This is a genomic window from Acinetobacter sp. G18 (assembly GCF_052660225.1).
The window spans coordinates 2659155-2685408 of sequence record NZ_CP109658.1 but is presented as its reverse complement, the minus strand read 5'-3'; the positions used below and the strand labels follow the sequence as shown (position 1 = coordinate 2685408).

Annotated in this window: 21 protein-coding genes; 8 read left to right on the top strand and 13 right to left on the bottom strand. The window is 39.9% G+C overall.

Translation table 11 applies throughout. The features are described from left to right. The first annotated feature begins 176 nt into the window (after positions 1-176). The 3 genes from mhpT (at position 177) to NE363_RS12745 (ending at position 2751) form a co-directional block, all read left to right on the top strand. Positions 177-1409: a 3-(3-hydroxy-phenyl)propionate transporter MhpT gene (gene mhpT / locus NE363_RS12755; protein WP_445535202.1), complete on the top strand. Its 1233-nt coding sequence runs from the start codon at positions 177-179 to the stop codon at positions 1407-1409. A 70-nt stretch (positions 1410-1479) separates the two neighbouring features. After that, the gene (locus NE363_RS12750; protein ID WP_005070428.1) at positions 1480-1935 is read left to right on the top strand and encodes a MarR family winged helix-turn-helix transcriptional regulator; all 456 of its coding nucleotides are present in this window, start codon (positions 1480-1482) and stop codon (positions 1933-1935) included. Between the two features lie 123 nt (positions 1936-2058). Further along, entirely contained in the window at positions 2059-2751 is a 693-nt protein-coding gene (locus tag NE363_RS12745; RefSeq protein WP_077162611.1) for a GntR family transcriptional regulator, read from the top strand. 43 nt (positions 2752-2794) lie between these two features. Here NE363_RS12745 and NE363_RS12740 read toward each other — a convergent pair whose 3' ends face one another. The 5 genes from NE363_RS12740 to NE363_RS12720 all read right to left on the bottom strand — a co-directional run bounded on the left by NE363_RS12740 (position 2795) and on the right by NE363_RS12720 (position 8926). Further along, complete coding sequence (locus NE363_RS12740; protein WP_039253818.1) at positions 2795-3739, bottom strand: PDR/VanB family oxidoreductase; 945 nt, start codon at positions 3737-3739, stop codon at positions 2795-2797. A gap of 12 nt (positions 3740-3751) precedes the next feature. Continuing rightward, the gene (locus NE363_RS12735; protein WP_445535201.1) at positions 3752-4828 is read right to left on the bottom strand and encodes an aromatic ring-hydroxylating dioxygenase subunit alpha; all 1077 of its coding nucleotides are present in this window, start codon (positions 4826-4828) and stop codon (positions 3752-3754) included. A gap of 233 nt (positions 4829-5061) precedes the next feature. Next, positions 5062-6249 carry an OprD family outer membrane porin gene (locus NE363_RS12730; RefSeq protein ID WP_445535200.1) on the bottom strand — a complete coding sequence of 396 codons (1188 nt, stop codon included), beginning with the start codon at positions 6247-6249 and terminating at the stop codon, positions 5062-5064. A gap of 12 nt (positions 6250-6261) precedes the next feature. Next, the gene (locus tag NE363_RS12725; RefSeq protein ID WP_445536389.1) at positions 6262-7215 is read right to left on the bottom strand and encodes a formylglycine-generating enzyme family protein; all 954 of its coding nucleotides are present in this window, start codon (positions 7213-7215) and stop codon (positions 6262-6264) included. A 25-nt stretch (positions 7216-7240) separates the two neighbouring features. After that, positions 7241-8926, bottom strand: a complete 1686-nt coding sequence (locus NE363_RS12720; RefSeq protein ID WP_445535199.1) for an arylsulfatase — start codon at positions 8924-8926, stop codon at positions 7241-7243. A 371-nt stretch (positions 8927-9297) separates the two neighbouring features. Here NE363_RS12720 and NE363_RS12715 point away from each other — a divergent pair, with 371 nt between their 5' ends. The 3 genes from NE363_RS12715 (at position 9298) to NE363_RS12705 (ending at position 14407) form a co-directional block, all read left to right on the top strand. Continuing rightward, entirely contained in the window at positions 9298-10644 is a 1347-nt protein-coding gene (locus tag NE363_RS12715; protein ID WP_445535198.1) for an MFS transporter, read from the top strand. Between the two features lie 31 nt (positions 10645-10675). Continuing rightward, complete coding sequence (locus NE363_RS12710) at positions 10676-11956, top strand: OprD family outer membrane porin (RefSeq protein WP_445535197.1); 1281 nt, start codon at positions 10676-10678, stop codon at positions 11954-11956. Between the two features lie 252 nt (positions 11957-12208). Further along, positions 12209-14407 carry an OsmC domain/YcaO domain-containing protein gene (locus NE363_RS12705; RefSeq protein WP_445535196.1) on the top strand — a complete coding sequence of 733 codons (2199 nt, stop codon included), beginning with the start codon at positions 12209-12211 and terminating at the stop codon, positions 14405-14407. Positions 14408-14471: 64 nt separating this feature from the next. Here the strand turns inward: NE363_RS12705 and NE363_RS12700 are convergent, their stop codons facing one another. From NE363_RS12700 to NE363_RS12685, 4 genes are all read right to left on the bottom strand, one after another. Next, positions 14472-16142, bottom strand: a complete 1671-nt coding sequence (locus NE363_RS12700) for a GMC family oxidoreductase (protein ID WP_445535195.1) — start codon at positions 16140-16142, stop codon at positions 14472-14474. 27 nt (positions 16143-16169) lie between these two features. Next, positions 16170-17063: an alpha/beta hydrolase gene (locus NE363_RS12695; protein WP_100290532.1), complete on the bottom strand. Its 894-nt coding sequence runs from the start codon at positions 17061-17063 to the stop codon at positions 16170-16172. 70 nt (positions 17064-17133) lie between these two features. Next, the gene (locus NE363_RS12690) at positions 17134-17988 is read right to left on the bottom strand and encodes an SDR family NAD(P)-dependent oxidoreductase (protein WP_445535194.1); all 855 of its coding nucleotides are present in this window, start codon (positions 17986-17988) and stop codon (positions 17134-17136) included. Positions 17989-18032: 44 nt separating this feature from the next. Then, a complete protein-coding gene (locus NE363_RS12685) occupies positions 18033-19520 on the bottom strand; it encodes a flavin-containing monooxygenase (RefSeq protein ID WP_445535193.1) in 1488 nt (495 codons plus the stop codon). Between the two features lie 135 nt (positions 19521-19655). Here NE363_RS12685 and NE363_RS12680 point away from each other — a divergent pair, with 135 nt between their 5' ends. Next, positions 19656-20669 carry an AraC family transcriptional regulator gene (locus NE363_RS12680; protein ID WP_445535192.1) on the top strand — a complete coding sequence of 338 codons (1014 nt, stop codon included), beginning with the start codon at positions 19656-19658 and terminating at the stop codon, positions 20667-20669. 8 nt (positions 20670-20677) lie between these two features. Here the strand turns inward: NE363_RS12680 and NE363_RS12675 are convergent, their stop codons facing one another. The 4 genes from NE363_RS12675 to NE363_RS12660 all read right to left on the bottom strand — a co-directional run bounded on the left by NE363_RS12675 (position 20678) and on the right by NE363_RS12660 (position 25066). After that, positions 20678-21553: a class I SAM-dependent methyltransferase gene (locus NE363_RS12675; protein ID WP_445535191.1), complete on the bottom strand. Its 876-nt coding sequence runs from the start codon at positions 21551-21553 to the stop codon at positions 20678-20680. Between the two features lie 111 nt (positions 21554-21664). After that, complete coding sequence (locus NE363_RS12670) at positions 21665-23188, bottom strand: flavin-containing monooxygenase (protein ID WP_445535190.1); 1524 nt, start codon at positions 23186-23188, stop codon at positions 21665-21667. A 22-nt stretch (positions 23189-23210) separates the two neighbouring features. Continuing rightward, positions 23211-24044: an SDR family NAD(P)-dependent oxidoreductase gene (locus NE363_RS12665; RefSeq protein WP_004702815.1), complete on the bottom strand. Its 834-nt coding sequence runs from the start codon at positions 24042-24044 to the stop codon at positions 23211-23213. A 62-nt stretch (positions 24045-24106) separates the two neighbouring features. Continuing rightward, positions 24107-25066 carry a metal-dependent hydrolase gene (locus NE363_RS12660; RefSeq protein WP_004702813.1) on the bottom strand — a complete coding sequence of 320 codons (960 nt, stop codon included), beginning with the start codon at positions 25064-25066 and terminating at the stop codon, positions 24107-24109. A gap of 526 nt (positions 25067-25592) precedes the next feature. Between NE363_RS12660 and NE363_RS12655 the strand changes: the two genes are divergently transcribed. Then, positions 25593-26216 (top strand): TetR/AcrR family transcriptional regulator, encoded by a 624-nt coding sequence (locus NE363_RS12655; protein WP_004702811.1) that lies wholly within the window; start codon positions 25593-25595, stop codon positions 26214-26216. Positions 26217-26254: the final 38 nt, after the last annotated feature.

Below are 26254 nucleotides of genomic sequence, written 5' to 3'. Positions count from 1 at the left end.
GTAAAATTTCATAAATATTTTATAATCCATTGTATTTTAAATATTAATTAATTTTACCGATGATTTAATATAAAAATATGTTGATTTTTTAGTAAGTTTAACTGATATTTTTGGTGTGTTTAAACAATAATACACAAAGGGCTAAATGGAACGACTAGTCAATAAAGGACAACACAATGAAAAAAATATCAGGACAGCCTTCAAGGGCAAAAATAACGTTGCTACTGTGCTTTGCCATAGCAATTTTTGAAGGGTTTGATCTTCAATCAATGGGGGTAGCCGCTCCACGAATGCGGGCTGAGTTTATGTTAGACAATGCCCAGATGGCGTGGGCATTTAGTGCTGCAATTTTAGGGACGTTACCAGGTGCGATATTAGGCGGTCGGTTTGCTGATATTGTAGGGCGTAAGAAAATTCTGATTTTTAGTATTTTACTTTTTGGAATTATGTCTTTGCTAACGGCTTATGCAGCTAACTTCAGTTTGCTATTACTCATTCGTTTTTGTACAGGTTTAGGAATGGGTGGGGCATTACCAATGATGATTACACTTGCCTCTGAAGCTGTACCTGACCAGCACAAAGGCACCGCAGTGAGCATTATGTATAGCGGTATTCCTTTTGGCGGATTACTCACTTCTGTGGTTGCTATGTCGTTGGCAGGCGATGCAGAGTGGCGTCATATTTTCTATATTGGTGGGATTGCACCTATTTTACTCATTCCACTGATTATGCGCTTTTTACCAGAGTCAAATGACTACCTGCAACGAAAAGTTCAAGCGCAAAAAACGACACCATTCTTTGAAGTTTTATTTGCCAAAGAACGTCGTATGTCAACCATTCAGCTTTGGATAAGCTTTTTCTGTACGCTGGTGGTACTTTATTTCTTGTTGAACTGGTTGCCATTGCTGATGGGTGCGCAAGGTCTATCAAAACTACAGGCAAATTATGTGCAGATGGGCTATAACGTGGGTGGAATTTTAGGTTCGATTCTCATGGGCGTATTGCTTGATAAATTACGCATGAGCTTTGTGATTAAGCTGATTTATCTCGGCATTTTATTCTCACTGTGCTGTTTAGCAATTTCTCCAACAGTGGCTTTACTAGCACTTTCGGCAGTGGGTTGTGGCTTATTCATTGTGGGTGGACAATCTGCGTTGTATGGTCTGGCAGCCATGTATTATCCAACCGAAATGCGTGGAACCGGAGTTGGCGCAGCGGTTGCAATCGGGCGTATTGGTTCGTTTGCAGGGCCTTTAATGGCAGGGTTTTTACTCTCGCTTGGACAAAGCTCGACCATTGTGATTGGTTCAAGCATTCCGGTGATTTTAATTGCAGCGATCTCTGCATTACTTCTTGTCAAAAAACCTAAACAGCCTGTACATTTAGTACAAAGCTCAGGTGCTCGCTAAGTTTTAACGAAAGTATGGGGTTAGTGCCTCATACTTTCACTACAGATTTTCTTATGATGATTGAAAGGTTATGGTACGTTCGAATTCAGTTCAAAAAAAAGTAGAAGATGAGCCTAAGTTAAGTTACATGATTGCTCGTGTTGACCGAATTATTAGTAAACATTTAACAGAACATTTAAAAGAGCTTGAGATTACCTTGCCGCAATTTACTGCGCTTTCTGTTTTAGCTTCAAAAAGTAATGTATCCAATGCCAAACTTGCTGAGCGCTCTTTTATTAAGCCGCAATCGGCCAACAAAATTTTGCAAGATTTACTGGTCAATGGTTGGATTGAGAAAAAACCAGACCCAACACATGGTCGCCGTATTTTAATTACCCTGACTGAAAGCGGTGTCGAAAAGCTAAATAAATGTAATGAAGTGGTTTTAAAAGTTGAAGAAAAAATGCTTGAAGGCATTGATATTAACTTGGCTTATTTAATCCGTAATAATTTGGATATTATGGTTAATAATCTTAAAAACCTTTGATGAAAGGTAGTTTGCAATTTAATTTATTAAACTTAATAGAAATGCTTAAGCACTGATTCACACAGAAAATTTATTTCATTTTACAAATGAACTTGCTAGCATCGAAGTGACGTTTTTGGTGATGTGTGGCAGCGAATGTCTTCAGGACAACAAGTTTTACTTAAACTAAGAAAAATGATTATTTCAGGGGAACTTGAAGGCGGTGCCAGAATTGCCGAAATTCCGACTGCCGAGTTACTTGGTGTTTCAAGGCAGCCTGTTCGTATTGCCTTTCGCTTGCTCGAGCAAGAAGGCCTCCTCATTAAAAACCCAACTCGTGGTTACACGGTTCGTGAAATTTCAGAACAACTTGTTCATGATGCACTTGAAGTGCGTGGTGTGCTGGAAGGATTAGCTGCGAAAACTTTGGCAGAACAAGGCTTAAGCGAAGAGCAGAAAAAGACGCTGCAACATTGCATTCAAGAAACTGAAAAACTATTTAATGATAAAGACGAGTTTGGTGATGCTGAACTAGAACGTTATCACCATTTTAACGTCATTTTTCATGACACCATTATTGAGGGCGCGCAAAACGTCGCACTCATACAAGCCTTAGCGAAAAATAATCAATTGCCGATGGCTTCTGCTCAAGCCATTACCTATGACCAGAATCAAGCTTTGTCTGAATATCGCCGTTTGCACTATGCACATTTACAGCATTGTTCGATTTTTGATGCGTTGGTACATCGTCAGGCAGGGCGTGCTGAAACTTTAATGCGTGAGCACAGTAGTGTAGTGATTTTGGGTGAAACGCTCAGAAATGTTTTAAGTGCTTAAGATGAAATGAGTTCCTTTATGTTTGAATAAAGGAACTTTCGAGTTAAAGCTCAATCACAAGATTTTTAGTTTTTGCACGAGAACAGCAGGGTGTAAATTGGTCGTTCAAAGCATGTTCCTCATCAGTCATAAATAGATCCCGATGATCAGGTGTGCCTTCTACCACGCGGGTAATACAGGTCCCACAAATGCCTTGTTCACACGAAACAGGAATATCAAAACCATTTGCAATTAATGCTTCAGTAGCAGTTTGCTCTGGTAGTACTTCAATTCGACGGCCCGTACCTTTCACTTCAATAGTGAAAGCTTCATCGTTAGACGTATCTACTTTTTGAGCAACAAAATGCTCTTGATGTAACTGTTCGCTATGCCAACCTGCTTGTTCGGCTGAGCTCATGACAAACTGCATAAAACCTGTTGGTCCACATACATATAAGTGTCTATCTGGTGAAGCTTGGCCTAAAACCTCTGCCATATTACATTCGGTGTCGGGTTGGTCTTGAATGTGAAAATGGACTTGGTCACCAAAGTGCTCGGTTAAGTTGCCATAGAAAGCAATCATTTCATGACTACGAACAAAATAGTGCAATTCGAAAGGAATATTGGTCGACTTAAGTCGATACGCCATCGACAAAATAGGAGTAATACCAATCCCACCTGCAAATAAAACCGCTTGTTTTGTGTGAGGGTGAATTTCAAATAAATTACGAGGTTCACCAATCTTTAAATGGTCGCCTTCACGATATTCAGTATGAATACAACGTGAACCACCGCGTGAGTTAGCATCATGTAAAACACCAATGACATAGCGATGCTTTTCAGTGCAGCAGTTTGAAAGTGAATATTGGCGGGTTAGACCATTTTTAAGATGTACATCAATATGTGCACCTGCTTCAAAATTTGGTAGCTCTGTACCATTTGCTGCAACCAATTCAAAAGCACGAATGGTCGGGGTGAGCTGGTGAATTTTTTGAATAATAACGTCCATGTTCATGCTCCTTTAAATAATCCGAATGTTTGGAAACTTCTGTGTGGACGTTTCAGGAGGTGTTTTATTTTCTTCGGCAAGCAGTCGCTCAATCACCTTGCGAGACTGTACACCGCCTGCGTCGATGTTGAGCATGAGTAACTTGCGATGTGGATTGTTTAAAATATTTTGCTGCTGTTGCTCCAGCATTTCTAAATCTTCAGTAAAGATTTTGCCTTGGCCTTCACGAATTTGATCGGTGAGTTCAGCATTATCTGGCTGGAAGTTACGCGCCATTCCCCAGAAATACCAGTGTGAGGTTTCGGTTTCTGGCGTAATAAAATCGACCACGATTGAGGAAACTTTTTTGTCACTTGGTGCGTGATAACCACCATGTCCAGCATGTGCGACACCTACTTCAATGTGAACATTACTTGGCGCAAAGAAGTGACAACGTTGCCAACGGTCAACAGGTACATCATCAGCCAAATGATTGCCGCGAAGGGCCATTTGCCAAAATGGAGGTGCAATCACATTTTCCATGTAGCGTTCGGTAATGACATGATCACCATCAACTTTAGTGACTGGTAATGATTCATCAATTTCTTTTTGTCCGATGCTGCTTGAGTGAACATAGGTCTCGTGGGTTAAATCCATCAGGTTGTCGATCATCAAGCGATAGTCACACTGAATATGAAACAGGCCTCCGCCATAGCTCCATTCAGGGTGATCTGCCCATTCTAAAGTTGGCAGTTTTGCTTCATCTGCTAAAGCTTTCTCACCCGGCCATACCCAAATAAAGCCAAACTTTTCAATAACTGCATATGCTTTGTTGCAAGGGAAACCATTTACACGTTGTGCTGGCATTGAAACAGTCTTTCCGTCACAGCCCATGACTAAACCATGATAACCACATACAAGATTGCCATCTTCGACATAGCCAAGTGAAAGTGGGGCGCCGCGATGGGGACAAAAATCTTCAACGGCTGCAACTTGGTTTTCTTTACCGTGATAAAAAACAATTTTTTCACCACAAATAGTGCGACCTAATGGTTTGTCTTGGATTTCTTCTGGACGGCAGGCAACATACCAAGCATTTTTAATAAACATTGTGACGACTCCTTATCACTTATTGGATCCAATTTATAATAAATAAAAATATTGGTCAATTGATAGGCAGTATATTTTTAAAAAAACATTGATCCTTAGATTTGGTGGTTTTGTAGATTTTTAATTGCTATTGAAGACTTTCGTATTTACTTTGAATTTTAGAGGCTAAATTTTTATTCATCTTAATTTGGATCCATAATGACTATGGTTAAGCCATTATGAAGAGTGAAAATTTAGAAATTAACAGTGTAGTGAATCATCATGCGCTGTTCATCCAGACTTTTGCCGTGTTTGGTGTCGTAATTAATATTTAAGAAAAGAAACTTAAGATTTTTAATCCAAGCATTTAGGTCGTACTGAATCAATACATCACTTTCTTGCTCAAAATCATTTTGATTCATCGTTTGAAATGAATCGCCATAAATATATTTATAGGTCACTTTTAGGCCCTTGATGTAGTCTTTAAAGTCATACGAGGCAACGAAATGATAAGACTTTTCATCTGCTTTGGTAAACGCACCTAAGGTCCAGTTCACCATATGCGGGATGGGCATATTGTCGAGTTTTGGAATACCATCTTTGCCAAAGTTTTCTTGGTATCCAATTCCAGTTGTAAAGTTGCCATGTTTAATGAAATGCATAGCGCCTACAGATGTATTGTCATATTCACCAAGCTTTGATTTGCCGACATCATCGTGGCGAAACACACGTAATTTTGTAGTGTGCTGCTTTGACCATTGATAATCAAAGGCAAAGTAACTTTGATTGATGAGATCTGTTAAGTAACCATTATAAAATTTCCAATTATATTGAGGTGTTTTGCCATCCCATTGAAAGAAATAGAGTCCGTCAGATTCATATTTTGAAATGGCGAGTTTGTGGTAGTCCTCCTCGTTTTTTGGTGAATAACGGTTAATCAAACCCAGCTCGAAATTTTGTTGCGGTGTCTTATATTTTAATTCCAAGCCTTTATAGTTCACTCGTAATTGATGTGTATCCACTTGTGGAGTAAGTGGTGAATCGGGAGTGATTTCACCTATATTCATGCGAAAGTTTTGATATTCAACTCCAGCACCTAAGCCATATTTAACTTGGTCTTGTGCTTGTTTCTTGGTGTTAGGGTCAAATGGTATGACCATATCATTGGTGTGTTGGTCGTTGCTTAGGCGATAAGCATATTGGATGCTTGGATTGAGGTGTAGTTGAACCTCATTCAGTTTGGTTGACCAGTCGCCACGATAAATCAAGCCTTGGCTCAAGCTATGAGTATCGGGGCTAGTGCCATTTTCATATTGTCTGTCGAAGTTAAATGTTTTGAGTGTGAGTGTATTTTGAAAATTAACATCTGCTTCACTATGAGCTAAACAGCAGGCAAGGGTTGTCCCTGAGAATAAAATCCCATAAATAAAAATATGCTTCATTTTTAAATCCGTTTAAAAGCGTTTTACTGTTCTAAATCCGACATGGCTGGTGGCGAGGTCGAGTTCTTGTGGATGCCTCGCGGCAGCACGATAACGCGCGCAATAGTTTGTTGCGCATAAATAAGACCCACCTTTAATCGTGTATTGCAAAATCTGCTCGTGACTTTGCCGGTATTTCGATGGATCTCCCATATGGTGATCTCGTGGTCCTGTATAGGGTGTTTGCGTCCATTCCCATACATTGCCAATCAAGTCATATAACCCAAACGGGTTTTTACTAAAACAACCAACAGGGGCAACATCCTTAAAACCATCTTCCTGAATGTTTTTATAAGGAAATTCACCTTGCCAGAAATTGGCTACAATATGGCCTTCGTGGGTTGGGCCAATATCTGAATTTTGTTGAAAACCTTTGGCTGCATATTCCCACTCAAGCTCAGTCGGTAAGTCATGACCTAGCCAGTTCGCATAAGCGTAGGCATCATTCCATGTCACCATGCGAACAGGCTCATGAGGCGCGGGTTGTTTAGGGTTGTTTAAGCCCCATGGATGTTTCCAATTGGCACCTTTTTCAAATCGCCACCATTGTAGTTCTTCAACTGGATGATCTGGCTGTACAAACATAGCTGCGCCGCCTTGCTTCTCTGCATCGGTGACATAACCCGTTTGTTTAACAAACTCTTGAAATTGAGCGTTGGTGACTTCAGTTGCATCAATTAAAAAAGCGGGAACTGAAGTTGCCTGTATGTTTAATGGGCGTTCATCTTCATAACCATGTGTGGTGCCTAAAACAATTTTTCCTTGCGGAAGTTTAACCATGCCTGCTTCTTTATTGTTAGGCCATCCCGAAGGAAGGCCTGAATAGGAAGAACATTTAGCTTTAGTGCCTAGGTCGGGCAAAGGATTTTGTTCTAGTCGAGGTGTAGTTTTTTGGCATGCACAAAGTAAGAGGAAAGATGAAAGCATTATGATTTGTTTCATCTGGTTTTCTCTACTTTTTGTTGTATTGCTCAAAATCCACAACGCCGTTTTCATCGGCATATCTTAAATATTTGTCATTTAAGACTTTGACTATTTCAGGATGTTCTGCATAAACATTATGTTGCTCATTAAAATCTGTTTTTAAATTGTAGAGTTCCCAGCCATGACTCTTAAATTTAGAAGGTGAGTTTTCAACAAGTTTCCATTCATCAGTTTTAGCGTAGCGGCTGCCATGTAATTCTTTAAAGTCATAATAATTAACAGGACGAATACGGGCAGTATTATCCTTAAAAGCAGGAATTAGGCTAAAACCAGACGGTTTAATTTTAGTGCTTGAAGCTGGATAGATTTGATTATTTTGAATACCCGCTAGTTCCATAACGGTTGGGAATATATCTCTGACTGTCGCAAAGTTATTGTTAATTCCATGTTGTTTAGAAACCTGAGTTGGTGATTTAACAATAAATGGAACTCGAACTCCGCCTTCTGAAGCGGCTGATTTCCAGTAAGTAAATGGCGTACTACTTACTTCTGCCCAGCGTGGTCTCATGTATAGATATGAGCTAGCGTTACCTATATTTTCATAGCGATTGTCGGCATCACCCATTGGGAAATTATGATCACCACCCTCAGCGCCGTTATCTGACATAAATACAATTAAAGTATTGTCATATAAATGATGCTTTTTAAGATATTGAATGACATCACCCACGCGGTCGTCTAACTGGGTGACCATGCCCGCATAAACTTCCATTTTGCGCGCTTCGTATTTGCGCTCTTGTGGTGTAAGTTCATTCCAGCTTTTGGTGCCTAAAGCTTGATTGCCACGTTCGACTGGGTATTCTGCATTTGCAGGAATTAATCCTAGTTGCTTTTGTCTCTCAAAGCGTTGCTTACGAATTGCATCGTAGCCTTGATTGTATTTACCTTTATATAAGTCTCTGTAATGAGCAGGTGCCTGTATCGGCCAGTGTGGAGCGGTATAGGCGAGGTAGGCAAAAAATGGTTTTTGCGCTTTATTTTTGTCTAAATACTCAAACGCTTTTTGTGTAAAAAAGTCGGTCGAATAGTAGTTATCAGGCAGTGTGACTTTTTGACCATTTTCTGTGTATTGGGTATTACGCGGATAGTTTTTAGGTTGGTCTTTAAAGTGTAAATCGAAGCCATCGAGCAGAGCAAAAGATTGATCAAAACCACGGGCTTTAGGGTTTTGGTTGGGAGCATAGCCTAAGTGCCATTTACCGACCATGAAGGTGTAATAATCTTTTGTCTTTAAAATCTCTGCGAGTGTGTAAGCATTTTGCGTTAAGTGCCCTGAATAGCCATCAATTTTGAGGAGTGCACGCGGGCTATTGGCTCCAACCAACTTTTCTTGTCGTTTTGACGTTTCATACATCGCACCTAAACCCACCAAGTGGTTATCTGCACCTGTCATAAGCTGTGCACGGGTAGGTGAGCACATTGATGAAGCATGAAAATTAAAAAGCATTTTTCCTTGCTTTAATAGGCTATCAATATGAGGGGTTTTAATTTCGCCGCCATAAGCGCCAATATCTGAAAAGCCAAGATCATCGGCCAAAATAATCATGATATTGGGTGGTTGTTGATTTTTTGGAGGTGCTGCTTGCGTTGTGTAAAACAATTGGCTGGCAAAAAAAAGTCCCAATGTAAGCTGGCTTACTCTTTTGAGTTTCATAACAACAATCCTTTGAAGTTTCTAAATGCATCTTGCATTTCCTAGAAATAAACTGAGCTTTTTTGGCTAAAAAATGCTCTGGAATCGATCATAATGGATTTTTTAATGTGGATCCATAAAAATATTCAAGCATTCTAATTTTATGTTTTTAATAATTTTATACTTATATAATTTATGTGTTTATATACTTTCTAATAATCCATTTATAATTTTAGTTGATTTTTTGGATCCAAATATTCAGTATAGAAAAAGAGCAGGATGCTCAAAAAACAAATATTCCTCTAGGTCATTATGGATACGGATGTGCATAACCACCCAATCGCTCATATCAGCAATGTCGTGTGTATGTCTTATCCAAGGGAGATACACAAATGGAAAGAGACGTTCTAAGTGAGATCAATCAAAACAACATGAGCCGTTACCAATGGTTCGTCATTTTGATCTGTATTTGTCTCAATATTATTGATGGCTTTGACGTGATGGTAATGGCATTTACTGCTCCATCCGTGTCAGCAGAATGGTCACTTTCAGGAGCACAAATTGGCTTATTGCTTAGTTCAGGCCTTTTTGGGATGGCTGCTGGTTCCATTTTTCTAGCGCCTTTAGCCGATAAAATCGGTCGCCGTTTACTCATCTTAGTTTGTCTTGTTATTGCAGGTCTGAGCATGTTGGGCTGTGCTTTTGTACAAAGCCACGGCATGTTGGCAGCACTTCGGTTTATTACTGGAATTGGGGTGGGCGGCATTCTTGCGAGTAGTAATGTACTGGCAAGTGAATATGCAAATGCTCGCTGGCGCAGTCTTGCTGTTAGTTTAATGTCTACTGGTTATGGAATTGGCGCGACACTTGGCGGGGTACTATCACTGGCATTGATTGAGCATTTAGGTTGGCGCTCAATCTTTTTAGCAGGCGGCATTACTACCATTGCAATGCTGCTGATCAGCGCATGGTTATTACCTGAATCTCTAGATTATTTACTCGCGAAACGACCAAAACAGGCACTAGAACGTATTAATGCCACTGTAAATCGTATGGGGCTAAACGAATTACTAGTTATGCCGCGTTATGAAAAAATTAGTACGCAAAATGGCAGTGAGCTGGGCAAATTATTTGCTGGTCAACTTGGATTTCAAACGCTTTGTTTGTGGTTTGCATTCTTTTTAGTGATGTTTGGCTTTTACTTTGTGATGAGCTGGACACCAAAAATTCTTATTTCAATGGGGATGTCGCCACACCAAGGCGTAAGTACCGGCATTTTAATTAGTATTGGCGGTATTTTCGGGGCGGCTATTATTGGTTTATTGGCGTCACGTATGAAAATCTTCTATGCCTTAAGCCTGTTTTTAGGACTAACCTCGGCATGTGTTTTCCTATTTGTCGCTGTCTCCGCTCAAGTCAGTATTGCACTCATGGTGGGGTTATTACTTGGCACACTCATTAATGGCTGTGTGGCAGGTTTATATTCTATTTCCCCAACAATTTACGATGCTGAAATTCGTAGTCGCGGCGTGGGCTATGCAATTGGTTTTGGACGAATTGGGGCAATTTTATCGCCAACGGTTGCAGGCATTTTTCTGGATAAAGGTATAGCACCCGCAACACTGTATGCCTATTACGGTGTGGTGTTTATTTTGGCTATTTTCCTGATTTTAAGTTTGGGCAATGCTTTTTACCGCAGTCAAAAAGAGCAAAACTACTCTCTTAAAACAGCACCTTAATCCATTAAAAATTAAATAGTTGAGATAAAAAATGAAAAAGACACCATTGTGGGTGGGGGTATGCTTGTGCCCATTATTTAGTCAAGTTGTCCATGCCGAGTTTATTGAAGACAGTAAAGCTGAGCTGACACTACGTAATTTTTACTTTGACCGAGACTATAAAAAAGACCCATATCCCTATACAGCAGCCAGAGATTGGGCGCAGGGTTTAATTTTTAAAGGACAGTCTGGTTATACCGAAGGGACAGTTGGGTTCGGTGTCGATGTACTGGCAATGGCAGGTTTTAACCTGATGGGAAGCCGTGCTGATGACTATGCACGTAGTGGCTTATTGCCAGTGAATACCGATAATTCGCGTGATGATTATTATGGAAAAATCGGCATTACAGGGAAGGCTAAATTTAGAAAAAATGAGCTTTTTGTGGGGGATTTAGTTCCACAATTACCGACCCTATTTTCATCGCCAGCACGTTTGTTCCCTCAGACTTACCGTGGTATACGCTTTGTTTCAAATGAAATTCCAAATCTTCAACTCGAAGGCTTTTATGTCGACGAAGTACGTCAGCGCGACTCAATTCGTTATACCGATGTTGGAACGGACAATATTAACCATCGTTTTGACAAAGCGGCAACTACCGATTCTTTTTATACATTAGGTGGAAGCTATCAGTTAAAGGATTATCGTCTACGGGCTTATCATGCTGAACTCAAAGATATTTACCAGCAACAGTTTTTAGGTTTTAACGGCAAACAACCTTTAAATGATCAGCTTAACTTTTTAAGTGATGTGCGTTTTTTTAATAGTGAAGAAACTGGAAGTAAAAAAATAGGAGAGGTCGATAACCGACATATTAGTGGTTTATTTGGTTTGAACTATCAAAATCATACTGTTTCTTTGGGTTACATGCAGTCGTTTGGCTCGACTGGTCTGCCATTTTTGTCGGGAACTGAAAGTCCAGTCGTGCTTGATTTTATGAGTTCGGACTATTCAAATAAAGACGAAAAAGTCTATTCGATTCGTTATGAATATGACTTTAAAAATGCGCGGGTAGGTGATGTTTCATTAAATGGACTGCGCTTTATGACTCGCTATGCAAAAGGTGAAGACATTGATTTACTGCAATATGGCGACCAACGTTTTAAAGAGGAGTCGATGGAATTTGATTTGGGCTATAAAATTCCCGAGGGTAAGTTAAAAGGTTTGGGAATGCGAGCTCGTTTTTCTCACTATCGTAACGATATGCCAAGTAATATGACATTTCACTCGGCAAATGAAACACGGTTGAATATTGATTACACCTTTAAATTTTAATGCTCAATATTTAAGTAAATTAAAGACAAGTTAAAGCATTGTGAGCATCAATGTTTTAACTTTAGTTATCAACTTCACAAAATCACTCTATAATACCGCCAATCTTATTAAAGCCAATTGAGTCGTTCATTAAACACATGGCTTTAATCTCTCATTTTTTTAAGTCAATTTCTTCGCTGTGATTCGGCTTATATTTCAATATTTAGAATTTTATGTGTCTGTGCTGACACATAAAAATATTTAGGTGCCAGCATGGAAATCAAGGTTAATTATCTCGACAATCTTCGACAGGAAGCTAAGTTCGATGACTTTACGGTAATTGCCGATCAACCAATTCGCTACAAGGGTGACGGTTCGGCACCGGGCCCATTTGACTATTTTTTAGCATCTTCCGCATTGTGTGCAGCGTACTTTGTAAAAGTGTATTGTGCAGCCCGAGATATCCCAACCGATAATATTCGTTTATCGCAAAATAATATTGTTGATCCTGAAAACCGCTACAAGCAAACGTTTAAAATTCAGATTGAATTACCAGCCGATATTTCAGAGAAAGATCGCCAAGGAATTTTACGTTCGATTGACCGTTGTACTGTTAAAAAAGTGATTCAAACGGGTCCCGAATTTATTATTGAAGAAGTTGAAAGCATTGATGCAGATGCACAAGCATTGTTATTGCCAAGCCTAACTTCAGAAAGCCATACCTATATTCAAGGTAAAGACCTGCCATTAGAAGAAACGATTGCCAATATGTCTGCCATTTTGGCAAATTTAGGCATGAAAATTGAAATCGCATCTTGGCGTAATATCGTGCCAAATGTATGGTCGTTACATATTCGTGATGCACAGTCTCCGATGTGTTTTACCAACGGTAAAGGTGCAACTAAAGAAAGTGCTTTAGCGTCTGCATTAGGCGAGTTCATTGAGCGTTTAAACTGTAACTTCTTCTATAACGACCAGTTCTGGGGTGAAGATATTGCCAATGCTGAATTTGTGCATTATCCAGATGAAAAATGGTTTAAACCGGGTCCAAACGGGGAATTACCTAAAGAAATCTTAGATGAATACTGTCTTGAGATTTATAACCCAGATGATGAGTTGCTTGGCACACATTTATATGACACCAACTCAGGCAACGTAGAGCGCGGCATTTGCTCGCTACCTTTTGTGCGACAGTCTGATGGTGAAATTGTCTATTTTCCATCAAATTTAATTGAAAACTTGTACTTAAGTAATGGTATGAGTGCAGGCAACACTTTGGCAGAAGCCCAAGTTCAATGCTTGTCAGAAATTTTTGAACGTGCTGTAAAACGTGAAATTTTAGAAGGTGAAATTGCACTTCCAGATGTTCCTGAAGACGTATTAGCAAAATACCCAAGTATTGTTGCTGGTATTAAAGGTTTAGAAGAGCAAGGTTTCCCAGTATTAGTTAAAGATGCATCGTTAGGCGGCCAGTTCCCTGTAATGTGTGTGACTTTAATGAACCCACGTACGGGTGGGGTGTTTGCATCTTTCGGTGCGCATCCAAGTTTTGAAGTTGCGTTGGAACGTAGTCTGACAGAATTACTTCAAGGTCGTAGTTTTGAAGGCTTAAATGATTTGCCTCAACCGACTTTCCAAAGTAATGCGGTTACTGAGCCAAACAACTTTGTTGAGCACTTTATTGACTCAAGTGGTTTGGTATCTTGGCGCTTCTTTAGCTCTAAATCTGACTATGACTTTGTTGAGTGGGATTTTTCTGGCGAAGGCGAAGAGTCGAATGCAGAAGAAGCTGCAACATTGTTTGGTATTCTCGAAGAAATGGGCAAAGAAGTATATATGGCAGTCTATGAGCACTTAGGTGCGACCGCTTGCCGTATTTTAGTACCAGATTATTCTGAAATTTATCTTGTTGAAGATTTGATTTGGGACAATACCAATAAGGCACTTTCATTCCGTGAAGATATTCTAAATCTGCACCGTTTAGATGATGAACAGCTTGAGGCATTGGTTGAGCGCTTAGAGGAATGTGAGCTAGACGATTACACTGAAATCACCACACTTATTGGTATTGAATTTGATGACAATACAGTTTGGGGACAGCTCACAATCTTAGAGCTGAAATTGCTAATTTATGTGGCTTTACAACAATTTGAAGAAGCAAAAGAGCTCGTCGAAACTTACTTGCAATATAACACCAACACCGTTGAGCGTGGCTTGTTCTATCAGTGCATGAACGTGGTGCTGGAAGTAATGTTAGATGAAGAACTAGAGCTTGAAGACTATCTGACTAACTTCCGCCGTATGTTTGGTGATACACGAATGGATGCAGTATTAGGTTCTGTAGAGGGTAGCGTTCGTTTCTATGGTTTAACACCAACAAGTATGAAACTAGAAGGACTTGATCGTCATTTACGTCTGATCGAGAGCTATAAAAAATTGCATGCAGCCCGTGCTAAAGCCGTAGCAATGTAATTTAAAAAGCGAAAGAAAAAAGCCTATTTTTTAAGAGGCTTTTTTTATAAAACAAATTTCTATTTTAAGCAGAAGCTTTGGTGATCTCTATGGTTTCTGCCTCTACTCTATGATCTTGCTGTTCATCCAAAGTATGTTTAGCTGGAATATAAGACATTGCGCGTTCTGCAAGAGCTGTAATGGTGAGACTTGGGTTAACCCCTAAATTTGCACCTAACATTGAACCATCTACAACGTATAAGTTTTTATAGTTAAAGACACGGTTTTGTCCATCTATCACGCCACGTTCTGGGCTTGAAGCAATTGCACAACCACCCATACAGTGGGCTGTAAAAGGCACGTTAAATAAAATTTCAGTAATGGTTGTCATTGGGTGACCATTAAACATTTTTGCGACTTTTTCAGTAAATGCATTGGCCTGCGGAATATACACAGGGAGCTTTTTACCTTCGCTCGATAACACCTTGCCAAAAGGCCAGAACCAATTACGTTTCAAGCGCATGTTAATTGAGGCATCAGCGGTTTGCATCACCAAGAAAATTAAAGTCTGGCGTGCAAAACTGACAGGGTTACTCATGCGAAGGAAAATAAATGGATGGCAAATAAGTGCCCATAGCCAAAAGAATATACGTGTCCAACCCGGTTTGCCTTTAGCCATGTAAGTACACATGAGGCCCATGGCATCTGAGCCAGTTTGGTAACGTGTCGCTTCAATGTGGGTGTCATGGTCAAGGTAAATACTTGAACCAATGGCAACACCTTTACTCATGTCGACATCTTTACCAAAAAAGCGAACGCCTAAAATCGACTCGGCATTAGTACGAACCCGATTACCCAAATCATCAGAAATATTTGGCAGAGAACCAGACTGTTTTAAACGGAACAACATCTCTTGCGTACCTAAAGACGATGCAGAGAAAATCACATTACGAACACGCCATGTACGACGTTGTTTGTTAAACCATGAGCTTGAACATTCAGTCGTAACTTCATAACCATCGCTGCCATCGGCTTTACCATTGAGTGGTTTAACGTCAACAACTTTGGTTTCTTCGTAAACCTTGGCACCATTTTTTTCGGCAAAGTACAAATAGTTTTTATCTAAGGTGTTTTTTGCGTTGTGTTTGCAACCTGTCATACAGCCGCCACATGCGGTACAGGTTCCGCGTTCTGGTCCTTCGCCGTTAAAGTACGGGTCAGGGTAGGTTTTACCACCTTGTTCACCTTCGGGTGGAAAAAACGTTGCAACACGAGTCGGTTTAAACGTATGTCCAACACCAACTGCATCGCCCATTTTTTTGAGCATGTGGTCGGCAGGACCGAAAATTTTATTATCAGTCACCCCAAGCATACGTTCTGCTTCAGCATAATGCTGTGGCATTTCATTTTTCCAGTCCGCTGCATCTGCCCATGTACCTTCATCCCAAATATGTTCAGGTGGAACCAGTAGGGTATTGGCATAGGTAATTGAGCCACCACCTACGGCGTTCCCGCAAATAATGGTGACATGGCGAAAAAAACGCATGTTGAAATAACCGAAAAGTTTCATGCCCGGACGCCAAATCCAGCGACGGGTATTCCAGTTATTTTTAGCAAAATCTTTAGCTTCCCAGCGTCGCCCCATTTCCATTACAGCAACAGAGTAGCCTTTTTCGGTTAGACGGCAAGCAGAAACACTACCACCAAAGCCTGAACCAATAATGAGGTAATCATAGTCATAATTGTTTGTTGTCATGCCGAGGACTCCTCTCTGGCGATATTTTTATATTGACTGTGTATGTTTATCAATGAATTGCCCAATGCGCTCAATCGAGTCATTAGATTCATTTAGTATACCCGCGTGGAACTGAAAAACATGCCCGACTCGGTCATAAACCTTCAAGTTCGTCGGAATACCGTATTTTTCAGTTTGTTTAGCAAGGCGTTTTGCATCGTCTAATAAGACTTCTTCGGTACCGGCATGAATTAAAACAGGTGGTAATCCAGTTAAGTCGGCATAGAGTGGGGAACAGGTTGGATCGGTTACCGATTTTTGTTCGCAATAGTTTTTTGCACACCAAGTTAACCAATCTTCTGACAACATCGCATCTTGAGCAGCATGAGTTTTCATCGTGCTTCCAGAGAGGCTTAAGTCAACCCAAGGTGAAAGTAAAACTAACACCGCTGGTAACGGTAACCCTGCATCCCGTATTGCAATTGCAGTACTTAAACTCAGTCCGCCGCCAGCAGAATCCCCAGCAATCACAAGTTTTTTCGGGTCTTGTCCTTGAGCAAGTAAGACTTTATAAACCGCAATTACATCTTCAAGAGCAGCCGGGCTTGGGTGTTCAGGGGCTAGTCGATATTCAGGTAACCAGACTTGTGCTTGAGCTGCATGTCCAATTTGAGCAGCAAGCTTAGTGTGACTTTTTGAGCTACCCACGACATAGCCTCCGCCATGTAAATACAAGATGCCGAGTCCTGATTGAGTCGTTTTGGGCTGAATATGGACTGTCGGTACTTGAGCAATTGTTTGCTTTTTTGTTTTATAGCCACGTGGCCCAAGCACAATTGCACTGGCTGCATCGCTACAAAAACGTTGTAGCTTTAGTGGTGTTTTGGGGGATAAAGCTGGACGTAGCGTGGTACGAATAGTCCATGCAAGAAGCTGCTTCATAATAAGGACTCATACTAAGCCTAATGTCAGTCAGCATCTCTTAAAATGAAGAGTATGCTGACCACTATTTTTATTTTGCTGATTTGTTGAGTAGGCGAGTTTGCAAGGCAGTCGCAGTTGCAAAAATCTTTTGGTAACCCTGTGGAAGAATACGTTGAATCACATCAACGGCTTTCGCATCGGCTCCGATTAGTAAGCGGCGACGGTCTTTACGAACAGCTTCTAAAATTTGTTGAGCGGCATCGTCAGCAGGGGTGCGAAGTAATTTATCGAAAGCATCCTGACTTTTTAAAGGATCCATTCCTAAAGACTGGACGCTATTATTCATGCGGGCAGCTTTGGCAATATTGGTACGGATACCACCCGGATGCACACAGGTCGCACTCACTCCAGCATTTTGTAGATCGAGTTCTTGGCGTAGGGATTCAGTGAAGCCACGAACGGCAAATTTACTGGCGTTATAAGCACTTTGGGTCGGTTGAGCTGTTAAACCAAACATACTAGAAATATTAATAATATGCCCATCACCACTTTGCTTTAAGTAAGGCAAAAACTCTTTGGTGCCATAAACCACGCCCCAAAAATTAATACCAATCAGCCATTCAAGGTCTTCATAGCTCACACCTTCAGCCGTACTACCAATTGCGACACCAGCATTATTAAAAATCAGGTTAACTTGGCCATGTTCATCTACAACTGCCTTTGCCCAAGTGGTAACTTCATCACGCTTAGCTACATCAACTTTTTGAGTGGTGACTTTGACAGAGTAGGGTGCCAACAGCTCGACTGTTTTAGCTAACCCAGCTTCACTAATATCGGAAAGTGCCAGTTGGCAACCTTGTTTTGCGAGTGCTATTGCAAGTGCTTGTCCAATACCAGAACCAGCACCTGTCACAGCTGCGACTTTATTTTTAAAAGACTTCATAAAATTCTCCGTTTATTTTTCTCATTTCCTATGGTGAAGCTTGTTTAAGAAATAGCCGAAACTTGAGTGTAGTTTTCAACATCGAAGCGACGAGTACGTTGTCGATATTCAAGGGTAAAGCCCGGCCAGTTATTGGTATTTTTGCCATCAGCAGTTTGATACCAACTGGTACAACCTTGTGCCCAGACAGTTTTTTTCATTTTTTCTTGAATGCTTTGATTAAACTCATGTTGAACTTCTGCACGAACATTGGTGAACAGAAGTTTGTTTTGTAGGGTTGTTTGAATGGCATCTAAAATATAATTCACTTGGCTTTCAATCATATAGACAATTGAGTTGTGCCCAAGATTGGTGTTTGGACCATAGAGCATAAAGAAGTTTGGAAAGCCACTCACAGTTAAGCCAAGGTATGCTTCTGCACCATCTTTCCATGTGTCTTTTAAGGTACGACCATCAAGGCCTGTAATCTGCATTGGTGCCATAAATTCCGTTGCGGCAAAGCCCGTCCCATAAATAATGGTATCGATTTCACGCAGATTTCCTTCAGTATCTAAAATGCCGCTTTCGGTAATTTCTTGAATGCCAGTATTAATCACATCGACATGAAGTTGAGTCAGTGTTTCATACCACTGGTTAGAGATTAAAATACGTTTACAACCAATTGGATAATCTGGCATTAAACGGTGGCGTAACTTCCCATCTTTAACGACTTTACGGATGTGACGTTGGAATAAATATTCCACCAAAGGCATTTCATTTAAAGAAGTTGTAAAAGCAAGTAGGCGAATTTCATGGTGACCATATTGCAAAGCACGGTCCAGACTTTGCAAAATAGGTAATTTACGGAAAGCCTTTTTCTCTAAAGGTTGGTAAACCCGATCTGGTTTAGGAATAACATACGGTGCCGAACGTTGATAAACGTCTAGATGTGCTACTTGTTTTGCAATTTCAGGTACGAACTGAATTGCGCTTGCACCTGTACCAATCACAGCAACACGTTTGCCAGTTAAGTCATAATCATGATCCCAACGCGCTGAGTGAAATGCCTTACCTTTAAAGTTTTCAATCCCTTTAAGTTTTGGATAGGCTGGGCGGTTGAGTTGGCCTACCGCACCCACTAAAAATTCAGCTTCAAACTGTTCGCCAGTATTACTTTGGATGTGCCATACACCTTGTAGGGCATCAAATTCGGCACTGGCTATTTCAGTATTAAATTGAACATGTGGACGAATATCATATTTATCAGCGCAGTGGCGTAAATATTGATAAATCTCTTGAGATGTCCCGTAGCGATTTTTCCAGCCAAGTTCTTGCTCAAAAGAAAAGGAATACAGATGAGAAGGCACATCACATGCAGCGCCCGGATAAGTGTTGTCACGCCAGACACCACCAACATCGGCAGCTTTTTCAAATAGGGTAAATTGTTCAAAACCTGCTTGTTTGAGACGAATGGCAAGTCCTAGACCACCAAAGCCAGTGCCAATAATGGCGATGCGTACATTTTTATTTGAATTAGTCGACGAATTAAACATAGGCTGCTCTAAATCCTTAAAAACAGTGGGCGAAAGAATCGCAATTTCCTGTATGCAGAATAGACGTTTATTAACTTGATTTAGAGGATGGATGAGGACAAAATATTGTGATTCGAGGACATTTGGGAAAGTACAGTGACGTACGCTTGGGCATTTGAACGCAGCATACATAGTGTCCGACTCATGGCTGATTTTGCAGTAGAAGCAGGTGCTTCTTATCAGACCATTTTAGATGGAACAGGATTGAGTCAACAGCAGTTGCTTGACCCGAATATGGTGGTGTCAGGGCAACAGGAATTACAGCTCATTCATAATCTGGTTACGCAGTTCCCAGACCGACCAGTGTTGGGCTTAGAAGTAGGTACACGCTATCATTTCACAACATTTGGGCCATTAGGCATGGCACTGATGAGTAGTGCCAGCATTCGTGAAGCACTAGATTTGGCTTTAACCTATTTTACTTTAACTTTTGCTTTTACCCGCTTTGATGTATTCGATACACCACAGGGCGTCCGCATTGAAATTGATGAGCAAGATATTCCCTTATTAGTTCGTCAATTCATTATTGAACGAGATGCCGCTGCGCTGATTACGGTACAGCGAGATTTGGTGCAGGATAACTTTTGCCAGTATTTGGCTTTTTCTTTTCAACCCAAAGGTGATGTTCAGCCTTATCAAGACTTATTTGGCGTAATACCAGCATTTGGCTCAGCTAAAAGCTTTGTAATTCTTGATCCACAAAAAGTAGATCAAAAGCTACTTATGGCAAATGATTTGGTGCTATATACAGCCGAAGAACAGTGCCGCCAAATATTAGAAAAACGTCAATCACAAAATAAATTTACAACCTTGGTGCAACAGCAACTTATGAATGTGCGAGGGGAAATGCCTTCTATGGAAATAGTCGCTGACCGATTGCATTTAAATGTCCGTACTTTACGCCGTCACTTGGCATTAGAGGAAATGACCTTTATTCAGATTCGTGAAGAAGTCAGACAAGTTTTAGCTGAGCAATATTTAGCATTACCAAAAGCTTCGGTTGAGCAGATTGCCGAGTGGTTAGGTTATGCCGAGCCTGCCAGTTTTATTCATGCCTATAAAAGATGGCATGGGAAAACACCTCATGCCATGCGGCTTAACAACCAATAAAAATATCTTTATTTCTTCAAACGCAGATGCAGTAAGCGTGTTGCCGATGTATGGCGTATATTGTCTGCGCGATTATAAAAATAACGTTCAGTGATTGCCTCACCAGATAGGTCTTCTACGACTTCAAAACCCATTTTTTCAACGGCCTGATGCAAATCTGAGGGTTTAAATTGGCCTAATAAAGGTTCTTTCAGTAAATGGGTAAACTGTGCAACCCCCATACTTCCAAGTCGTTCAATACCCTTTAATTCCTGAAAATCAGTTGAATAATCGAGTACCAGTTCACTACCGTTTGCAGCAAATTCAGCAATACTTTTTAAAGTTTGCAGGGTCGTTTGCGGGTTTAAATAATGAGTTGTGCCTAACCATGAAAAAAATGCAGGATCAGATGAATTATAGACACTTCTAGTCAGAGCTTCAGAGATAGATTCTTTTTCAAAGTTAATAGCAACAAATTCAATCGTGGAGGGGAGTTCGCCTAGCTTTTTGAGCTTGGTTTGTTTAGTCGTTTGAGTATCTGGATGATCTACTTCAAAAATTTTTAACGTTGGATAATGCTGTGACTCACGTAGTACAAAAGAGTCTAGACCAGCACCCACTAATACATATTGGTGAATATTGTGTTGAACAGCCTGATCCAGTAAGTCTTCGGCATAACGAGAGCGACCGACCACTTGCCCAGTAAGTAAACCTAAAGTGCGGTTTAAAACCGAAGAATTCATCACTTTAACAATCAGTGGGTTAGAGAGCAGTTTTTTCCAGCCTTTACTCGTTAGTTCAAAAGCATAGGGATCTGAAAATACAGGGTTCGTCGTATTTTTAAAGTGATTTGCGCGTAAGGCAGCAGCAGCTTCGGCAGTACGGCTTGATTGACCTTCTTTCATCTTTAACCTGTTCTTTTATTTCTTGAAGATTCAATGAAGAAAGCAGTGTATTTTATAAAAAACAAAAATACACTGCTCATTCCTAACAACGGATTTGGTCAAAATTACAAGTTAATGTGTTTTTGACGTTTGATATGTGACTTCATAATCTTTTAAATCTAGATTTTTCAAACGTTGTTTTAGCTTTTTCAATGACCACGGCCATGCGGCAAAGTTGCGACCGTTGGCATCAAGGTAATAACTCTTACAGCCACCGCTATTAAATACCGTTGTTTGTAAGTGCTTTTGCACCAAGTCGTTGTGCTTTTTAATTACATCAGACTTAACGTTTAACTTGCTAATTCCTTTATTTTTAATTTTCAATAAGCCATCTACGATATAGTCGAGTTGTGCTTCTGCCAAACCAATAAACGAGTCATAAACCAGTACATTAGGACCTAAAATTAAAAATGCATTCGGCACATTTTCAATGTTGGTTCCTAAGTAAGCTTCTGGTGAAGTGTTTTTCCATAAATCATTTAAACGTTGTCCTTTTTCATTAAACACACGTTTACCGATTGGTGGGTGAGATACTTCAAAACCTGTACCCCAAATAATCACATCAACTTCGTGGCGTTCACCATTTGCAGCAATAACAGTATTGCCTTCAACTTTTACTAAACCATGAGGAATTAGAGTCGTGTTTGGTGCTTGTAGTGCAGGGTAGTAGTTATTGGCAAATAAAATACGTTTACAGCCAATATCAAAATTAGGTGTTACGTTTTTGCGTAATTCAGGGTCTGCAATTTGAAGTTTAAGTAATTGCTTGCCGAGTATATTGACTGGTTTTAGCGCAAGTGGGTTACGTAAACCAAAGTTAATTGCATTTAGCGTTAGTGCTACACTTTTACGCCAGCTCGCTTGAATAGATGGATATTTTGCAATGACGGATTTACTCAACTCGCCCAAGTCAGTATCTGGTTTTGGCAGCACCCAAGGAGCTGTACGTTGGAACACAAACAGCTCTTTTGCTTTGGGTTGAATTTGTGGCACAAATTGGATGGCAGATGCACCCGTACCAATCACGGCAATACGTTTACCAGTTAAGTCATAATCATGATTCCATTTCGCTGAATGGAACATTTCACCTGTAAATGTTTCTAAACCTTCAAGACGTGGAATTTGAGCTTCGGTAATTGGACCTGTGGCAAAAATAACGGTTTTAGATAAATATTGACCAGTAGTGGTATCAAGTACCCATACATGACGTGAGTCATCCCACGCTGCGTTAAGCAACTCGTTGTTAAACTCGATTTTAGATGTAACATTAAATTCGTTACTCACATCTTCCAGATAACTTAAAATTTCTGGTTGACGTGCAAATAAATGGCTCCATTTTGCACTTGGGGCAAATGAGTACGAGTAAAGAGCAGAAGGTACATCACAGCCACAACCTGGGTAGGTATTTTCACGCCAAGTACCACCTACACGTCCTGCTTTTTCGATAATTTTGTAGTTGGTATAGCCAACTTGGTCGAGACGAATCGCTGTTGCAATACCTGAAATGCCAGCGCCCACAATAAAAGTATCGAAAATATGCTGAGGTGAATTGACAGCTTTTTTTGCTGATGCATTTGTTTTCATTTGAGCAGTCATATGTGTACTACCTATAAATTTCTTATTTAAATAATTTGTAAGACGTACCAAGGAACTTGGTATACAAGCTTGGAGATGCACGTTTCATGAGCCAGAATAACTTCGCATCGATTTGAGGAATGGTATAAAGCTCATCCTGATCAAGACGGTTAAGGGTGAGTTTGGCGACGTCATCACTTGTGGTGAGTGCATAGTTCATAAGTGCATGGTCTGCAAGCTTCGAATAACGACCCGGAATACGACCATTTTTAATGATATTGGTGGGCACCAAAGTTGGGCACAGCACATTGACTTTAATATTAAACTTACGCAGTTCGGCAGAAAGTGTTTCAGATAGCGCACGTACACCCGCTTTCGTTACGTTATACGCGGTCATTTCTGGAGCAGCAGTGTAAGATGCCGCCGAAGCCACATTAATAATCGCGCCGTAACCTAACTTTTTAAACTTTGGTACAAAAGCATGACAACCATGAATAACACCCCAAAGGTTAATATTCATGACCCAGTTCCAGTCTTCTAGACTGAGTTCGTCAAACTTGCCACCCAAACCCACTCCTGCATTATTAATGACAAGAGTTACAGGGTGCCCAAGTAAAATTTCAGCAGTTTCAGCTAAATGATTTACTTGTTCTGCATTACCCACATCACAACGCATAGCAAAAGCTTTTGCGCCTTCTTGTTCAAGAAGCTTTACGGTTTCTTCTGCGGCTTCTAAATTAATATCTGCACATACTACGCTGCCACCACGTTTTGCCAGTTCAATTGCAAAACTCCGACCAATTCCGCTACCTGCACCCGTCACGACGGCATAAGCTTTTTGGCTTGGTTTAACTCTCTTTTTGCCAAATAAAATCATGATTCATCCCGAAATAGATTTAAGGAAAACCAGTCATTGAGTAGTGACTGGTTACAAGCCAATTAAGACATGCGTACAGGAGGGGTAAATTCCTTCACAAAGTAAGGTGCAATTGCACCGCCTTCGCTTAGTAATTTGTTTTTGTAATATTCTAGATATTCAGTCGTATCATGATCATTTGGGTGGAAATCAGGGCGTAAGTAGTCAAGAATTTGACCAATGGTGCTACCAAATACGCCATCTTTTGGACCAAAAATAAGTCCTACACCTCGGCGAGCATCTTTCCAGAATTTTCTAGTTAACATTTCCTGTGGTTTTCTTAAAACAGGAATAAACAAGGTAGTCGCAGGGATTAGACCTAAAATAGTGAACAAAGCTAAGAAGAAGCCAGAAGCTCGTAATGGGTAGCTACCATTAAGTAATTGATAAACATCGTAGGCAATATCTTTATGCTCGGATTCTTCAAGCATATGCCACATCCATAACGCACGGCTTTTCGCATCGTCCGAATAGTAAAAGTTCTTCTCGTGCTTCATCATGTATTCAGCAAGTACAGCCGTAAAATGCTCAATACCAGCCATCATCGATAATTTCAGTGGTTGCGGGAATTTTAAAAACACATATTTGAAGAAGTTCTCGCCCAAGAAACGATATAAATCGACAGGGTACTCAACATCTTTAAGCGCATCGTTATATTCATTGTGCAATTTTGAATGGATGGCTTCTTGACCAATGAGGGAGGTAACGCGTTGCTTTAACACGGGGTCTTGAATAAATTCGCGGTGGTGACGAGCAGTTTCAATCACCAAATCTTCACCATAGGTTAGAAATACTGAAAGCGTAGCAAAAAAAATCGTCGCAAATTGATTGTCCATATAGAATCTGACATCAATTTCCTTTCCATCAAAACCAATATTTAAATGACGGATTGGGATAGATTTTTTACTGGCAAAATCTGGTAACTCGATTTCACGGTAAAATTTAATTTTGTTTAGTGATTTTTTAACTGTGGTCGAGATCATGGCGACACCTTCAGATCAATCAGTGATAGTGCGATATTGCTGAAAATCAAAAATCTATGATTTCCAACAGGGCACTGTAAATTCCATTTTCAAAAAGCAGTTTTCTCTACTTACTGAGTACGGTGATGTTGCTCCGTTATTTGTTTGATTATTTGACTGAATAACGGAAAAAGAGGCGAATTTGATAAAATGAATCAACCTCTTTTTAGATTTTTTCATGTTAATCTGAGTTTATGTTCGGATTCAATTCGGGTAACTTTTCAATTTATTTAAGCTCAAACCTAATGTATAAATAAAATAAAAAATTAGTTTAAAATTTTATTAATAGATTGATTTTTATTTGAATATTTTATTTTCCTTTAAAAGTAATTTCCTAATAATAAAAGAACTCATAACTATGTTTTGCCATATCTCTAAAGAAATTGTGTCATGAAGTTTGACAAGTATTCGGATTTTGTTTTTTTATTAGGGTAGGGCTAAATTACATGCTAACCTGAGCTTATGTTCGGATTATTTATAAGAAAATATGTCTACGCGAAAACCCCGTCAGGCACGAGCCAAAGTCACTGTTGATACTATTATTGAAGCAGGTTTTATTGCCGTAGCATTGCATGGACCAAGTGGTACCACTACACGTCATATTGCAGAAATTGCAGGTGTGAGTGTTGGGTCACTTTATGAGTATTTTAAAAATAAAGAAGAAATCTATGATGCGATGAATCACTACTTTGTGAGTGAAATTCTCGATATGATTAAAGAGTTAACTCCTACAATTCTAGAGTTGGAGTTAGAGCCTGTTATCGAAATGATCTTTTATACATTTAGTGATTTGTTAAAGAAGAATAATGACCGTTACTTAACCGTTTTACGTTATGCAGGTGAGTTGCAATACGACAAATATATTCCAAAAATTGAACAGGCTTTAATGGAAGTCATCATGAAATATATGATGCATAATCCTAAATATTTAAAAATTAATAACTTACCTGTCATTACTTACATTTGTATAAATAGCGGTATTTTTAACGTAGCAAGACATCTTATTTTACCTAACCCATTTATTAGTTTTGATGAAATGGTGCAAGGGTTAACCACTATGATCATGAGTTATATCAATACTGAAATGGCACGCTCGGAAGAACATTCATAGTTTTTAATTTCAATATATAAAAAAACACCTGCATATAA

Excerpts from the sequence above, each read along its gene's own strand:
- mhpT (WP_445535202.1), top strand. The coding sequence starts at position 177 with ATGAAAAAAATATCAGGACAGCCTTCAAGGGCAAAAATAACGTTGCTA.
- NE363_RS12750 (WP_005070428.1), top strand. The coding sequence starts at position 1,480 with ATGGTACGTTCGAATTCAGTTCAAAAAAAAGTAGAAGATGAGCCTAAG.
- NE363_RS12740 (WP_039253818.1), bottom strand. The coding sequence starts at position 3,739 with ATGGACGTTATTATTCAAAAAATTCACCAGCTCACCCCGACCATTCGT.
- NE363_RS12735 (WP_445535201.1), bottom strand. The coding sequence starts at position 4,828 with ATGTTTATTAAAAATGCTTGGTATGTTGCCTGCCGTCCAGAAGAAATC.
- NE363_RS12730 (WP_445535200.1), bottom strand. The coding sequence starts at position 6,249 with ATGAAGCATATTTTTATTTATGGGATTTTATTCTCAGGGACAACCCTT.
- NE363_RS12725 (WP_445536389.1), bottom strand. The coding sequence starts at position 7,215 with ATGCTTTCATCTTTCCTCTTACTTTGTGCATGCCAAAAAACTACACCT.
- NE363_RS12720 (WP_445535199.1), bottom strand. The coding sequence starts at position 8,926 with ATGAAACTCAAAAGAGTAAGCCAGCTTACATTGGGACTTTTTTTTGCC.
- NE363_RS12715 (WP_445535198.1), top strand. The coding sequence starts at position 9,298 with ATGGAAAGAGACGTTCTAAGTGAGATCAATCAAAACAACATGAGCCGT.
- NE363_RS12710 (WP_445535197.1), top strand. The coding sequence starts at position 10,676 with ATGAAAAAGACACCATTGTGGGTGGGGGTATGCTTGTGCCCATTATTT.
- NE363_RS12705 (WP_445535196.1), top strand. The coding sequence starts at position 12,209 with ATGGAAATCAAGGTTAATTATCTCGACAATCTTCGACAGGAAGCTAAG.
- NE363_RS12700 (WP_445535195.1), bottom strand. The coding sequence starts at position 16,142 with ATGACAACAAACAATTATGACTATGATTACCTCATTATTGGTTCAGGC.
- NE363_RS12695 (WP_100290532.1), bottom strand. The coding sequence starts at position 17,063 with ATGAAGCAGCTTCTTGCATGGACTATTCGTACCACGCTACGTCCAGCT.
- NE363_RS12690 (WP_445535194.1), bottom strand. The coding sequence starts at position 17,988 with ATGAAGTCTTTTAAAAATAAAGTCGCAGCTGTGACAGGTGCTGGTTCT.
- NE363_RS12685 (WP_445535193.1), bottom strand. The coding sequence starts at position 19,520 with ATGTTTAATTCGTCGACTAATTCAAATAAAAATGTACGCATCGCCATT.
- NE363_RS12675 (WP_445535191.1), bottom strand. The coding sequence starts at position 21,553 with ATGAAAGAAGGTCAATCAAGCCGTACTGCCGAAGCTGCTGCTGCCTTA.
- NE363_RS12670 (WP_445535190.1), bottom strand. The coding sequence starts at position 23,188 with ATGACTGCTCAAATGAAAACAAATGCATCAGCAAAAAAAGCTGTCAAT.
- NE363_RS12665 (WP_004702815.1), bottom strand. The coding sequence starts at position 24,044 with ATGATTTTATTTGGCAAAAAGAGAGTTAAACCAAGCCAAAAAGCTTAT.
- NE363_RS12660 (WP_004702813.1), bottom strand. The coding sequence starts at position 25,066 with ATGATCTCGACCACAGTTAAAAAATCACTAAACAAAATTAAATTTTAC.
- NE363_RS12655 (WP_004702811.1), top strand. The coding sequence starts at position 25,593 with ATGTCTACGCGAAAACCCCGTCAGGCACGAGCCAAAGTCACTGTTGAT.